The organism is Paenibacillus sp. MMS18-CY102, assembly GCF_009789195.1.
GTDB lineage: Bacteria > Bacillota > Bacilli > Paenibacillales > Paenibacillaceae > Paenibacillus_T.
Window position 1 is genome coordinate 53,547 of the sequence record NZ_WSTC01000016.1, and the last position, 13,153, is coordinate 66,699.

15 protein-coding genes are annotated in these 13,153 nt (G+C 45.7%); 10 read left to right on the plus strand and 5 right to left on the minus strand.

What is annotated here, in order from left to right:
• Positions 1-120 precede the first annotated feature (120 nt).
• The gene (locus GON22_RS13540) at positions 121-927 is read left to right on the plus strand and encodes an MBL fold metallo-hydrolase (protein ID WP_160396630.1); all 807 of its coding nucleotides are present in this window, start codon (positions 121-123) and stop codon (positions 925-927) included.
• On the opposite strand, the gene GON22_RS13545 is transcribed toward GON22_RS13540, so the two are convergent.
• Positions 896-1,117, minus strand: coding sequence for a hypothetical protein (locus GON22_RS13545; protein ID WP_160396631.1), 222 nt, complete (start codon positions 1,115-1,117; stop codon positions 896-898). The genes GON22_RS13540 and GON22_RS13545 overlap by 32 nt on opposite strands.
• A gap of 134 nt (positions 1,118-1,251) precedes the next feature.
• Here GON22_RS13545 and GON22_RS13550 point away from each other — a divergent pair, with 134 nt between their 5' ends.
• The 6 genes from GON22_RS13550 to GON22_RS13575 all read left to right on the plus strand — a co-directional run bounded on the left by GON22_RS13550 (position 1,252) and on the right by GON22_RS13575 (position 7,419).
• Positions 1,252-2,640 (plus strand): S1C family serine protease, encoded by a 1,389-nt coding sequence (locus GON22_RS13550; protein ID WP_160396632.1) that lies wholly within the window; start codon positions 1,252-1,254, stop codon positions 2,638-2,640.
• A gap of 178 nt (positions 2,641-2,818) precedes the next feature.
• Complete coding sequence (locus GON22_RS13555) at positions 2,819-2,986, plus strand: CxxH/CxxC protein (protein ID WP_160396727.1); 168 nt, start codon at positions 2,819-2,821, stop codon at positions 2,984-2,986.
• 4 nt (positions 2,987-2,990) lie between these two features.
• A complete protein-coding gene (gene rlmH / locus GON22_RS13560; protein ID WP_160396633.1) occupies positions 2,991-3,470 on the plus strand; it encodes a 23S rRNA (pseudouridine(1915)-N(3))-methyltransferase RlmH in 480 nt (159 codons plus the stop codon).
• A gap of 165 nt (positions 3,471-3,635) precedes the next feature.
• Entirely contained in the window at positions 3,636-4,793 is a 1,158-nt protein-coding gene (locus tag GON22_RS13565; RefSeq protein WP_160396634.1) for a DNA cytosine methyltransferase, read from the plus strand.
• A gap of 13 nt (positions 4,794-4,806) precedes the next feature.
• Positions 4,807-6,831: an ATP-binding protein gene (locus tag GON22_RS13570; protein WP_160396635.1), complete on the plus strand. Its 2,025-nt coding sequence runs from the start codon at positions 4,807-4,809 to the stop codon at positions 6,829-6,831.
• Positions 6,832-7,107: 276 nt separating this feature from the next.
• Positions 7,108-7,419 (plus strand): hypothetical protein, encoded by a 312-nt coding sequence (locus tag GON22_RS13575; RefSeq protein WP_160396636.1) that lies wholly within the window; start codon positions 7,108-7,110, stop codon positions 7,417-7,419.
• A gap of 7 nt (positions 7,420-7,426) precedes the next feature.
• On the opposite strand, the gene GON22_RS13580 is transcribed toward GON22_RS13575, so the two are convergent.
• The 4 genes from GON22_RS13580 to GON22_RS13595 all read right to left on the minus strand — a co-directional run bounded on the left by GON22_RS13580 (position 7,427) and on the right by GON22_RS13595 (position 10,844).
• Entirely contained in the window at positions 7,427-7,666 is a 240-nt protein-coding gene (locus tag GON22_RS13580; protein WP_160396637.1) for a hypothetical protein, read from the minus strand.
• Positions 7,667-7,967: 301 nt separating this feature from the next.
• Positions 7,968-8,855: a CPBP family intramembrane glutamic endopeptidase gene (locus GON22_RS13585; RefSeq protein ID WP_160396638.1), complete on the minus strand. Its 888-nt coding sequence runs from the start codon at positions 8,853-8,855 to the stop codon at positions 7,968-7,970.
• A 179-nt stretch (positions 8,856-9,034) separates the two neighbouring features.
• Positions 9,035-9,688 (minus strand): response regulator transcription factor, encoded by a 654-nt coding sequence (locus GON22_RS13590; protein WP_160396639.1) that lies wholly within the window; start codon positions 9,686-9,688, stop codon positions 9,035-9,037.
• Complete coding sequence (locus GON22_RS13595) at positions 9,675-10,844, minus strand: sensor histidine kinase (protein ID WP_160396640.1); 1,170 nt, start codon at positions 10,842-10,844, stop codon at positions 9,675-9,677. Before GON22_RS13595 ends, GON22_RS13590 begins: the two co-directional genes overlap by 14 nt.
• A gap of 224 nt (positions 10,845-11,068) precedes the next feature.
• On the opposite strand from GON22_RS13595, the gene GON22_RS13600 reads away from it, so the two are divergent.
• The 3 genes from GON22_RS13600 to GON22_RS13610 all read left to right on the plus strand — a co-directional run bounded on the left by GON22_RS13600 (position 11,069) and on the right by GON22_RS13610 (position 12,910).
• Positions 11,069-12,040 (plus strand): quinone oxidoreductase family protein, encoded by a 972-nt coding sequence (locus GON22_RS13600; protein ID WP_160396641.1) that lies wholly within the window; start codon positions 11,069-11,071, stop codon positions 12,038-12,040.
• The gene (locus GON22_RS13605) at positions 12,030-12,464 is read left to right on the plus strand and encodes a MarR family winged helix-turn-helix transcriptional regulator (protein ID WP_160396642.1); all 435 of its coding nucleotides are present in this window, start codon (positions 12,030-12,032) and stop codon (positions 12,462-12,464) included. The genes GON22_RS13600 and GON22_RS13605 overlap by 11 nt, the downstream gene beginning before the upstream one ends.
• A 113-nt stretch (positions 12,465-12,577) precedes the next feature.
• Positions 12,578-12,910, plus strand: coding sequence for a DeoR family transcriptional regulator (locus GON22_RS13610; RefSeq protein WP_160396643.1), 333 nt, complete (start codon positions 12,578-12,580; stop codon positions 12,908-12,910).
• Positions 12,911-13,153 lie beyond the last annotated feature (243 nt).

Sequence of the window (13,153 nt, forward strand, 5' to 3'; positions counted from 1 at the left end):
ATGGGGAAATGATAGGGTTCGCAGATAGATAGGCAGCAAGAGATTAGTGTGTAGCGGCGTTGTGCGGTGGTTTGCGAAGCAAGAGGAGCAGTAGGGAGAAGAGAAGGGACGTAAGGCGGTATGGGATTTCGATTTACAGTGTTGTCTAGCGGGTCGACGGGGAATGCGACGGTTGTGACGAATGACGAGCACACGGTGCTCGTGGACGCGGGCCTGAGCGCGAAGCGCATCGACCAGTTGCTCACAGAACGCGGGGTATCCGGCCACGATATTGATGCCCTGTTCGTTACGCACGAGCATTCCGACCATATCAAAGGGCTGGGCGCCATTGCCCGCAAATTCAATATTCCCGTGTTCGCCAATGAGGCGACATGGGGGGCGATGGAGAAGCATGTCGGCACGATCGCGCCGGAGAAGCGGAACATTATGCAGACCGGCGAAACGTTCGAGTTCGGCTCGATGAAGGTACAGTCGTATCCGATCTCGCATGATGCGGAGGAGCCGGTTGGTTACTGCTTCACCGAGGACGGGTACAAGCTGAGCTTGGCGACCGACCTCGGCTATGTGAGCGATAAGGTAAGGCAGCATATTATCGATTCGGACGTGCTTGTGTTGGAGTCGAACCACGATACGGAGATGCTTCGCATGGGGCGTTATCCGTGGAACATTAAGCGCCGCATTCTAAGCGATGTTGGGCACTTGTCCAACGTTGCGGCGGGCGAGGCGTTATGCGAGCTAATGACGGACCGGACGAAACGCGTCTATCTGGCGCATCTTAGTCTGGACCATAATGTGATGGAGCTGGCCAAGCTAACGATTAATGGTATTTTGGAGAACAACGGCATATTCTTTAAAAGGGATGAGGACCCGCTGCGGGAGACGTATTACGATCGCGCTACCCCATGGGACGAAGTGAAGCGTCGATAAGCGTTTCTAGCTCGTCATCAACGGATGCAGTCTTGCGTTCAAGCTCTTCACGGGTGACGAAGCCGCGGTCTACGAGCAGGTCGACGAGGACGCTCATCGTAAGCAAAATGCGATAATGATCCCGTTTTAGATCGGCTACGGCACCGGCTAGTTGAACCATATCCCAGGAAGTTGACGTTTTTTTGCTCATGTCGGTAATCGCTCCTTCTTTTTCTATCATTTGGTCTTGTAATCTATTATTATTGTAGACGTGATTGCCGAAAACATTCCTATAAACGAAATTAATCTTGATGTTCGGTGGGGGCATTGAGAGGAGAGATAGATATGAGCTTATTCGACGACGATTTCTACTCGAGTCGGATTTCCCGGCGCAAGAGCCGCTGGGTACAGGAAGACAGCAAGAAGCCACTCGTGCTGCGGAGCCGTTCCAATTGGTCCAAAATGCGCATTGCGCTGCTGTCCTCAACAGTCAGCGTAGCTGCTGCAGTGCTGTTGTTCGGCGCTGTATTCCAATTTGACCGCAATGAGAGTGCTGGCGTGAAAACGGTGGCCGTAACGCCTACGAGTACGTCAGACCCTTATGAGAAGACGATTCATGCAGCGGCCGCTGTGCGCCCTACGGTCGTGAGCGTTCTGAATGAGCAGTATGCTGTATCTGCCGCGGGTGGCGATGATGCAGAGGGCAAGGAAGAGCCGAAGCTGCAGGAGGCGGGCGTTGGTTCGGGCGTTATTTTCGACAAAAAGGATGGCAAAGCGCTCATCATCACGAACTATCATGTGATTGCGGGAGCTGTGGAGGTCAAGGTCGGGATGGTGGACGGCACGTTGCGTGACGCAACGATTGTCGGCAGCGACCAGATTACGGATCTTGCGGTGCTCGCTATTGATGATAAAGGCATCGATGCTGTAGCAGAGCTTGGCGATTCGAGCAAGCTGCGCAACGGCGAGTGGGTCATGGCCATCGGCAGCCCGCTTGGCCTCGACGACTCGCTCGCGATGGGCATTGTCAGCAAGACGAAGCGGATCATTCCGGTCTCGCTTAACCAAGACGGCAACTATGATTGGGAAGAGGAAGTCATTCAGGTTAATGCAGCGATCAACCAAGGCAATAGCGGCGGGCCGCTGATCGATCTTAATGGCAAAGTTGTCGGCATTAACAGCATGAAAATTGCTGATGTAGGTGTTGAAGGCATTGGTTTTGCGATTCCGATTGATGTTGCTAAGCCGATTGTTGATACCTTGATTGAATATGGCAAAGTGAAACGTCCGTATCTGGGCGTGTATACGCTGGATCTGGATCAGTATTTGGCACAGCAAGCGCTTAGCAATCAAGCGCCGCAGGATAATTTGGACCCGGGCACGGACGATAAGGGCGGCAAGGATGACAGCAGCGATGATGCAACGGAGGGCTCGGAAGAAGGCAATCCGATGGATGGGATCGCGGCTGGAGATACGGGCCTGATCGTGCCGGAGGAACTCAAAGACGGGGTTATCGTGCTTGAGGCGGTAGGGCCGTCGAAGGAAGCGGGCCTGCAGTTCAACGACTTGATCGTGAAGCTTGATGATACGCCGGTCCGTAGCACGATGGAGCTGCGGAAGTACCTTTATGGGAAAAAAGAAATTGGCGACAGCATCGAGGTTACGTTCTATCGCGATGGCGAGAAGCGGACAGCGAAGCTGGAGCTTGCGGAGAAGGAGCCGGATGACGAATAATCGGCTGGTTCGGTGCAATTGCGTGATAAAGGAGCGAGATGCTTCCCATTGTGGGGGCGTTTCGTTCCTTTTTTGTGCCGGGAATGACGATTTTCGCAGGGGAAAAGCGGTTGCGGACCGCGAAGTTTTGGTATAATAGTACGTAGAAATTACAGCAGAGAACGGAGTAATGGACCTTATGTATTGTGTATGCAAACAGCATGTCGAACTCGCACTTGATAAATTCGTAGATGAATATGAAGATGCACCGGATATGGTGAATTTGAAAGACACGGAATTCTCGGATTGGGACCCGCCGCGCAAATGTGATCTATGCGAAGCGCCAGCCGAGTTCTTGGTCGTATAAAGCGATGCTTATACAGATTGCAACGATAGGGAAGCTAAAGGAAAAGTACCTCGTTATGGGCATCGCCGAATACGCGAAGCGCCTGGGCCCTTATGTGAAGCTCGTGCTCACCGAGGTGCCCGACGAGAAAGCGCCGGAGACGATGAGCCCGGCAGAGGAAGCACAGGTGCGCGACCGCGAGGGCGAGCGCTTGCTCACACAGATTAAGCCCGATGCGCATGTCATCGCGTTGGCGTTGGATGGCGAGCTGTGGTCCAGTGAGGACCTCGCGATGCAGATGGACAAGTTAGCCACGTACGGCAAGAGCCACGTGGCTTTTGTTATAGGCGGCAGCACCGGCCTGTCCCCGGCCGTGCTGCGCCGCGCCCAGCAGAAGCTGAGCTTCGGGCGGATGACCTTGCCGCATCAGCTGATGCGGCTGGTGTTGATTGAGCAGGTTTATCGGGCGGTGAAGATTAATCGGGGGGAGCCTTATCATAAGTGACGGGGGTGAATGGATAATAGATACAAATCATGAATAAAAGGAAAGATAATAAAGTTGTCGAATGTACAAAATATGAATTAAAAACATAATTTGTTGATGAGGTGCGTTATAATTAATAAATTAAAAAAACCAATTGCGATTGATCTTTTTTCTGGAGCAGGTGGTTTGACTTTAGGTTTTGAAATGGCAGGTTTCTTAGTAGGGGTCGCAGTTGAAATGGACGAATTTGCCACAAGGGCGCATTTAAAAAACTTTCCGAATTGTCAAGTTGTTGCCAAAGATATCAATCAAGTAAGTGGCGATGAGCTACTAAAAATAATAAAAGTTAGTAAAGGTGAAGTAGATGTAGTAATCGGTGGTCCCCCGTGTCAAGGATTTTCATTGGCAGGCAGGAGGTCATTAGACGATGAGAGAAACGAGTTGTTAAATCAATATTCGCGTATTGTATTGGAAATTATGCCTAAATTTTTTGTTATGGAGAATGTAAGAGGCTTGATTTCGTATAAATCAGGAGAAGTTTTACAATCTTTTATTGATAGAATGTCGGAATATTATTCGATTATAACGCCAGTTAAAGTTCTAAACTCGGCAGATTTCGGAGTGCCACAAAGCCGAGAAAGGCTTTTTATAATCGGTGTTCGTTTGGATTTAAATTTAAATGTACAATACCCTATACCAACTCATCTCAGACCATCTGATGAAAACTATTTATTCCACCCAACCTATAAGGATCATGCAAACGAGGGGAAATTAGGAGATTTAAAATACTGCCCTACGGTTGCTGATGCGATTAGTGATTTACCAAACCCTGATTTATATCCTGAATTAATTAAAGGAGATACGATTAATTACAAAATGACAGAAGAATTTGTTTCAATGTATGCTCAGATGATGATGAGGTCTATTCAATTAGTAGAAGACCAGTCAACTCCTAGACCAGATTGGACAACAAATTTAATTACAAATACAAAGAGAACAAACCATGATCAAAGAATTATAAGAGAGTTTACAGAGCTAAAACAAGGCCAATTGCATAAAAGCCGAAGGAAGAAGTTAGAGGCAAATGGGTTATCACCTACTATTCGAGCTGGAACGAAGAGTGATAAGGGGTCCTATACTGCGTTAAGACCAATTCATTATGTGCAACCCCGCGTAATTACGGTAAGAGAGGCAGCACGATTAATGAGTTTCCCTGATTGGATGGTATTTCATGAAACAAAGTGGCATGGCTTCCGACTCGTAGGTAATGCTGTTCCTCCGTTACTGGCAAAGGCAGTTGCAAAAGAGCTACTCAAAGTAATACAACAAACAACTATATCATGAATGGAGTTATATTATGAAGGTTTATAACGTAGAGCTCCCCATTTCTTCTAAACTTTTCTGGACAATGGGGAATCAGAATCTTACCCTAGGAAGGGCTATCTCGGAGTTTATTGATAATTCATTTGATGCAAGAGTTGGTACTGCTAAAGTAACAGTGGAACTCTTAGATAAAGAAATCATTGTGGTTGATAATTCAATTGGCATGGAGTTGACTACTTTAGTTAAAGCACTTACTCCAGCAGAAAGCGATAAAACTTTAGATTCAACAGTCGGAGGGTATGGTTTTGGATTAAAAACTGCCTCTGCTTTTCTGGGAAATCATTTAGAGATAATTACTGCCACCAGTTATATGGAAAATGCCTTACATGTTAAACTTCTAAACAAGAATGAGTTGAATAATGATAATTGGAAGATTGAAGTAGAAGAAGTTCCCAAACTCTTTGATCAAGGAACGATAATAAAAATTGAAAAGCTTTCTCGACCAAGATATAAGAATGATGCTGAGAATGCTAAATCTCATTTTTCAAAAACATTCTCGAAATTTATTCAAGATGGGGAGCTTGAACTATTAGTTGATAATCAACAAGTTGAACCATATATATTCGATCCCTACTGGAGCGAAGAGTTTAGTTTTTCGGTTTTTAACATGTCCGGACAGTCATGTAATGTATCAGGTTGGGTTGGTGTTTCAAGGTCACCTGAAAATTCTACAACGTCCAAAACAGATAATGGGTTTCATTTGTATTTAAATGGGCGATTGTTAGACTATGGGATTTGGATAGGATTGGATAGACATCCTGAAATGCGACTATTAGTTGGGGAGATACACTTACAAAATTTTAGATCAAACGTAACAAAGACAGAAATTATAAGTGATTCACAGGAATATATTATGTTTGAAGAATCATTCATTGAGTGGTTAAAAAAGAATAATATAAGAAAACTTATCGACAAAAATACTAAAGAATTGATCAAAAGTAGGAAGAATGCCGCGAAAGGAACAAACGGAGGAACTGCCGCAGGAGGAACGAACGGAGGAACTGCCGCAGGAGGAACAAACGGAGGAACTGCCGCAGGAGGAACAAACGGAGGAACTGCCACAGGAGGAACAAACGGAGGAACTGCCACAGGAGGAACAAACGGAGGAACTGCCACAGGAGGAACAAACGGAGGAACTGCCACAGGAGGAACAAACGGAGGAACTGCCGCAGGAGGGACAAACGGAGGAACTGCCACGGGAGGTACAAGACAAAATCCCAAAAAACCACCAGAATTAAAATTCGTAAATGGTGCCGAAAGCAGTACTGTTTTCTTAAATATCTCAAGTTACTTTAATGCAAACGATTTTGTAGAAGCAAGAGATTACATTGGAAATCTACTTCCTTTGACGATCTCTCATAAATCAAATGTAATGGATATAAATAATGAGGGTGAATATCAATTAACCTATACTGCAATAGATTACTTATTGCAAAAGACAAGTAAAGAGTTAACATTTGTTATAGTAGATCCTAATAAGTCTCAAAATAATCAAGAAAAAAAATATAGTGTGAACGTAACTGCACATTATTTTAGATTTACTAAACAAGAGTATGATAGTTTTAGATTCCGTACAGGGGACTTATCCTCCAAAATACAAGAGGTTATTAAAGAATTAAATAATCTTGAATTCAACACAAATAAGATAGCAGTAGTTTCGCTATTCAGAATCCTCGTGGAACTGTGTTGTCGCAAGGCATGCGTTTTTTACGATGTAACGTTTAATGAGAAAAGTGGACTTTCATCTAATGTTCACATGACCTTTGATAGGCTACGGAATAAACTTCCACAAAATAAAGTGGGGAATTCAAGATTCCTAAATGATATTCCATTAAATGATAAGTTAGCTAAAGAGTTTAATAATTTTATTAAAAAAGATTCAGTAATAGATTTGCTAAATTTATACATGCATACTGAAAGGCGTATTTCTGATCAGGTTAAGGATTACTGGGACGGAATGAAGCCGTACATGATGGCATGCTTGATGTTATCTAGCTGATTATAAAAGATTACTTTGGAGGGCAGTCCACTTATTTTGTTATTTATTCCGAAGGGCATCCTATTAGGTGCTCTTTTATTTTGTTCTAAGGGATGGCACGAGGAGCTTTATTATAACGGAAGGCTCCACTAGATTGGGTAACAGCATGTGGTTTTTCTTAGTGATAATAATGGGGTGAATTTCTAATCTAAAACTTGCCGTTACAGATAGCACGGAAAGCCTTAACACAAACAAGAGCAAGCCCTGAGTGATAACGGCGCGCACGTACTCCATCTCATGAGATATAACGACAACGAAACAGCAAGGGATGGCAAGGCAGATGAAGATGAGCTCACCCGTCTTCTTGATCTTCTGGAGCCCGGCTGGGAGCGGGAGGTTGTAGCCATGCGATTCTCGCCGAACGTCCTTGTCGCTCATGATTCACGCACGATTCGCCATCATGGGGCGGGACCGGCTCCCGGAACGATCGTGCCAGAAGTCCGTGGATTGTACGTCGCCGGAGATTGGGTCAGTGCGGAGGGGCGGCTCGCCGATGCTGGCATGGCAAGTGCTAAGCAAGCTGCTTTGGAAGTGATGCGTTATGTCTAATTCAGCTTCATCCCACACCATCACTTTCTAACAACGAGTAAAAATTATCGCGGTCTTCGTCATCGAATTTGCCAAGTGCCCGTATCCTGACAAATTCATGTCCGCCAAACATGTCGATTTCCTCACCGTAACTATTGTAGAGCGCGATCATATTGCCATCCTGATTCAACTCCAGATACCCGTAACAAGCTGCCTCAGGTGCTTCACCGTAAAAGAGCAAAAACTTGATTTTGTCCACGCTGTTCATGCGGTTCTCCTTCCATGTCACTCATCAATCTGAACAATATATTACGTGATGCCAGGTGAATTGAAAAAAGCGATATCGCCCCAAATACTCGCAAATTCATGCCCATTTAGAAAGCATAAAGGGGGATTTCCCGCGAAGTCGCTCATTCGCACATTATCTCTTGACGGGATGCGATTTTGGGATTATAGTAGCGTGCCGGTTAATTCAACATGGCAATCAAAGAAATGCAGGCATGACAAGCATGGGAATTCCGGAATCAGAGGAGAAGCCAATGGTGATGTATCCCCATTGGCTTCGAATGTTATTTTGGACCTTGACGCAGAAACATAAGATGCCCTTTACCGCGAGCAAAAATGAGCATAGGGACGGCGATCAACAGACTAATGATTACGGGGATTATCGAGGCTTCAAGGCCGAATTCGCCACCAGTGAGAAGGGTCGGGCCCGTGACCTCGACCGTGAAAAGGCCGGGGGTGGGATGGCCTGAGACGGGAATGCCTAAGAGTCCCTCAATTGTATTCCAAAAGAAGTGGAGGCTAATGATGAACCAAATATTGCGCCGCCAAAGGAAGGCTGCACCTAGCAATACACCAGCTTCAATGGCAATAGAGAGGCCTCCCCAAACGGTAGCTCCCGGGTTGCCCAGGTGAGCGATCCCAAAGAAGAGGGATGTTAGGGTCAGTGCAAGCCAACTTCCGCCCATCTTTTCAATGGCTTGAAAGGCAAGCCCCCGAAAGATTAATTCTTCTACGAAGGCAGCGCCGAGTGATGTGGTGATAATAGGCCAAACGACAGAGCTGGCGTTTTCGTTTGCCCACTTGAATGAATACCCATCACATAAGACGATGATGGCCGTTGAGGCGATGATAAAGGTAAAGCCGACGACAGCGCCGAAAAGTACTTCTGATACCGCACGCCGTTGGAACAGAAGTTCGGGAACCGGACGCCGCGCCAAAAACTTCATCACAAACCAATAGATAACGATGGCAACGGCGCTTCCGGCAAGTGCCAGTATGATGGACCCTAGTGCCTTTAAATCTTTGGATAACAAGTTGAATGCCACGTTGGCGAGGATGATCCCAAGTGCTCCCACGAGCATCCAGGCGAGGGGGAACTGGAAGAACGAAACAAACCTAGATGTTCCCTTCCCTCTAAGCGCTTCATTGTCGGGCGTATTCGTCTTTCTCATTATCAGTGATCACTCCTCTTCTCCTGACAAGATATCGATTAATGTTCCGATCTTGCAGGTTACAAATCAACGATACTTTAAATAAGTCATATGTCAGCAGTACCGTTTAGTCATATTTTGGTCATATGACTTTAGCAAAATTAAAGCCGACATCCGTTACGATGCCGGCTTTGTGTTCTTTAAGAATCTAAAATGCCAGTTTCCCTAGCCTTAAAGGCAGCTTCTCTTCTTCCTTTAACATTCAATTTCGAATAAATATTCGAGATGTAATTTTTAACCGTACCTTCACTCAAAAATAAGGCCTTAGCGATATCCTGATTGCGCAGGCCTAACGCCAGCTTGTGAAGAACTTCGACTTCGCGGGTGCTAAGTCCGAATTCATTGTTTTTCTCAACCAACTCGGGTCCGCTTTGCTGCATGCTTTTAATCATTTTGTCGGCCATTTCTGGCGAAATGAGTGTGCCTCCTGTGTGTACCACCCGTATTCCGGCAATAAGGTTTTTGGGATGGATAGCTTTGAGCAGGAAGCCTTCAGCTCCATGGCTTAACGCGGCGAGAACATATTCAACTTCTTTGTACGAAGTTAGAATAATAATTTTCGTTAATGGGAATCGAGGTTTGATCTTCTCAGTAGCAACAACGCCATTCATAATCGGCATATTTATATCCATAAGGATGATATCCGGTTGGTTTTTTTCACAATAGCTAATCGCTTCTTCACCATTCTTAGCCAATCCCACAACCTCGATATCGTCTTCCATCTCTAGTACAATTTTTAGGCTTTCAAGGATCAATTCCTGATCATCAACGATGAGCACTTTAATTTTGGACATACGAATTATCTCCTTTCAGTGGTATTTCGCATCTGACTTCAGCGCCAGTGTCCGCCAAGGCGGAGAATGAAAAGGTACCTCCCAGCATTTCAATCCGCTTCTTCATTGTACTCAGGCCGAACCCATACTCAAACTTGCCTAATGGCTTTCCATTATTCCGAATGGAGACTCGCAAATTAGGTGGAGAGAAGTGGAGATCCAACGCCATTTCCGTTGCTTTTCCATGCTTTAATGCATTCGTAAAAGACTCTTGTATCACCCGAATGATCGATTGCCGCACATCGAAAGGAAGGATCCGTTCTGTTCCCTTCAGTGTGAGATGAATGACCGTTCCGGTATATTCTTGAAAGTTGCTGACGAGTCTCTCGGCGTGGTTTACTAGACTTATAATCTCTTCTTCTCCCATCTTGTGCACGATGTCCCTCATGTCGTCCAAGTTTTGTTCCGTCAGTCCTCTTATACCAATCAATTTCTCCTTGGCTAGATTAGGATTTTTGTCTAGAAGTGCAATAGCAGCATCGAGACTCATAATCAGGGAAATAAAAGAGTGTCCTAGTGTGTCATGCATTTCCCTGGACATACGGCTTCGTTCCTCTAGCAGCGTCATCCTTTCGATTTCGGCAGCGTATTGGGTTAACAATTTATTTTGTTCATCGATTTCTTTCGCTAATTTATTTTTCTCATGATAGGCTTTGGCAATGAAGCTGACCCAAATCCCGATAAAAGAGAACAGAAAGTTGTCTGAGCTTGAACCGAGCGCCAAGTCCCATGTAACTTTTCCAAATAACATGCTGATAAAGGGTAGTACGAATAGTGCTGGCAAAGTCCAGGCCGTCTTTCTGGTCAATAAGTATCCGATTGTAAGACTCGGAATGAGATAATCGACACTCCCTAAGTGATCCGCCTGCATGAACGATTTAATGTAGTAGGACCCCCCTAGCAATAGTTCAAGCAAGATGAACCATTCCTTGTTCTTTCTTAGCTGCGGAAACCAGAATAAAGGCGGAATAATAAGGGCCGCTAAGAGCCAAATGACGTTCACGAGCAATCGAGGCGAATATTCATTGTCCATTAAGATATGAAACAGCAGCAAAATATAATTATAGGACCGGAGCCCAAATATCCCCCAGTCCATGATGTGAAAAACTTTTTTCATAGAGATATCCTTTCTTACTCAAGCATAATGGATTGTTTTCCTTGATTATACAATAAATACGGAACACGCCGAAGGAAGCTCGGATCACTTAAGGGCCAGGCCTACTTTCGATTGACGCTTAAGAGCCTAATCTTATATGTGCATATTGCACATAATAATCAATTCATGGTATGCTTTATTATGTGCAATATGCACATATCTGCAATGAAAGAAGGTTGCTAAAAATGAAAGCAGCAATCGTAAAAGAAAAAGGAACGAATCCCGTTGTTGGCCAGTATGAAGCTCCTGTGGCAACGGAGGGGGAAGTGCTCATTAACGTATCGGCAGCTGCCTTGAGCCGGGTTAGTAAATATCGTTCAATGGGTATGCATTACTCCTCGGAAACTCATTTTCCATTGGTGGCGGGTATCGATGGCGTTGGAACATTGCAAGATGGCTCACGCGTGTACTTCGCGCTGCCTACCCCGCCTTTCGGCAGCCTGGCTGAGCAAACGGTTGTCAACGCAAAACTAACAGTCCGCTTACCCGATGGCCTTGATAATATTACCGCAGCTGCGATCGCTAATCCCGCCAGCTCTTCGTGGGCGGCGCTGCTCTTCCGCGCTCGCTTTAAACCGGGCCAGACGGTCTTGATTAATGGCGCTACAGGTGTCTCTGGCAGCTTGGCCATCCAAATTGCCAAAGCTCTAGGCGCCCATAAAGTGATCGTAACCGGGCGCGACGAAGTGAAGCTGCGGGCGCTTAAAGCCGATGAGGTGGTTACATTTGATATGACCGCCGACAACGGAGCCAAACAGTTCGAAAGTGCCCTGATGCCTGTCATTGCCGAAGGCGTCGATGTTGTATTGGATTATCTATGGGGAGACAGCGCACTGGCGATTATGACGGCTCTGGCTAAGACGCAAACGGATCGTGTGACACGTTTTGTAAGCATCGGCACCTCTTCTGGGCAAGAAGATATTGCATTGCCATCCGCCATTCTCCGCTCGTCCACTATTGAACTTGTAGGCAGCGGAGACAAGAGCGTGTCCAAGGCTGATATGCTGTCCGCAATAAAAGAATCATTTGAACTGGCTGCAAGGGGTAAGATAAGGATTGACACGAAGGTGTACGCTTTAGAGGATATTGAAGAGGCTTGGAATGCCCCATTGATGCCAAGACCCGTTGTAAGGATGTCGGACACAGATGGAAAATGAAATTTTCAAGGCGTTATTAGATCTGGTCTCACTGCTTAACCGGCCGGATCGTGATAAGAAAATGATCGCAAACGCAGGCGTTAATCTAGAGGCGGCAACCTTCCGCGTCTTCGGGGGGGTTGTCCATCTCCAACCAACCAGCGTTGGGGATTTGGCCGCTATGATGGGCAAGAACTATTCCAGTGTTAGTCGGCAAATTGATAAGTTAGAGGCCGCAGGGCTGGTTCACACGTATGCATCGAGTGCAGATTCGCGTATCCGCATCTCTGAATTAACGCCTTACGGGGAAGATGTTCATGCGAAGATTAGCCATGCTCGCGAACGTATTATGCAGGAGGCTTTGTCGGACTGGTCTCAGGAGGACAGACAGGAGTTGTTATCTAAGTTACGTCGTCTGTTCGACTCGTTGTATAAGATCGACTAGCGTTCTATGAATCCTGGGGGGTGCTTTTTGATGCACGGCAGTAGTCATACTTTGGGAATTCATCCATATACATGTTATTGTACGGCATCACACAAGCGAAAGGATGAAATTATTTGTCAGCAAAAATACTTATTTCCAGCGTTACTTCTTCACCAACCCCTCAAGCTGGACAGTCAAGCCGTTCCAGCGGGAACTTTTCAACGGATACTCTTCCCCCCAACACCATCAATTTTCAATGGGAAATATCGTCTTTTGGAAGTGATGACCCGAATTCGATTAGTTTTTCTGTTGCGCAAGACGTAAGCGGCGGCAGCGATCCAACTATTTTTACTAACGTAGTTAACGGTAAGTATACAGATGTCTATGAACATAGATCCCTTTACATTGCAAAACCAAATGGCGCAACAGCGAACTTTGTAGTAAGCATATTTGCGATAACAAGGTAAGAGTACGTTATAAAGCAGCATATAAACAAACGATCCCCGCCTAGCCATACGGCCAAGCGGGGATCGTTGTTGTATTAAGAATAAGAAGCCTTTCAGTTCGACTGGGGAATTGTGAGGCCCGGCAAGCATGCCACAAAGGGGAATTCCGGAATCAGAGGGGATACAAATGGTTTGAAGTTGGTTGTAAACGGTGTTACGCTAGCATCTAATGATGATCACTAATTCAGTTATAAGAAAGGTAAC

What these genes read in the sequence shown, in the direction of transcription:
- GON22_RS13540 (WP_160396630.1), top strand. Translation starts at nt 121, where the DNA reads ATGGGATTTCGATTTACAGTGTTGTCTAGCGGGTCGACGGGGAATGCG.
- GON22_RS13545 (WP_160396631.1), bottom strand. Translation starts at nt 1,117, where the DNA reads ATGAGCAAAAAAACGTCAACTTCCTGGGATATGGTTCAACTAGCCGGT.
- GON22_RS13550 (WP_160396632.1), top strand. Translation starts at nt 1,252, where the DNA reads ATGAGCTTATTCGACGACGATTTCTACTCGAGTCGGATTTCCCGGCGC.
- GON22_RS13555 (WP_160396727.1), top strand. Translation starts at nt 2,819, where the DNA reads ATGTATTGTGTATGCAAACAGCATGTCGAACTCGCACTTGATAAATTC.
- rlmH (WP_160396633.1), top strand. Translation starts at nt 2,991, where the DNA reads ATGCTTATACAGATTGCAACGATAGGGAAGCTAAAGGAAAAGTACCTC.
- GON22_RS13570 (WP_160396635.1), top strand. Translation starts at nt 4,807, where the DNA reads ATGAAGGTTTATAACGTAGAGCTCCCCATTTCTTCTAAACTTTTCTGG.
- GON22_RS13575 (WP_160396636.1), top strand. Translation starts at nt 7,108, where the DNA reads ATGAGATATAACGACAACGAAACAGCAAGGGATGGCAAGGCAGATGAA.
- GON22_RS13580 (WP_160396637.1), bottom strand. Translation starts at nt 7,666, where the DNA reads ATGAACAGCGTGGACAAAATCAAGTTTTTGCTCTTTTACGGTGAAGCA.
- GON22_RS13585 (WP_160396638.1), bottom strand. Translation starts at nt 8,855, where the DNA reads ATGAGAAAGACGAATACGCCCGACAATGAAGCGCTTAGAGGGAAGGGA.
- GON22_RS13590 (WP_160396639.1), bottom strand. Translation starts at nt 9,688, where the DNA reads ATGTCCAAAATTAAAGTGCTCATCGTTGATGATCAGGAATTGATCCTT.
- GON22_RS13595 (WP_160396640.1), bottom strand. Translation starts at nt 10,844, where the DNA reads ATGAAAAAAGTTTTTCACATCATGGACTGGGGGATATTTGGGCTCCGG.
- GON22_RS13600 (WP_160396641.1), top strand. Translation starts at nt 11,069, where the DNA reads ATGAAAGCAGCAATCGTAAAAGAAAAAGGAACGAATCCCGTTGTTGGC.
- GON22_RS13605 (WP_160396642.1), top strand. Translation starts at nt 12,030, where the DNA reads ATGGAAAATGAAATTTTCAAGGCGTTATTAGATCTGGTCTCACTGCTT.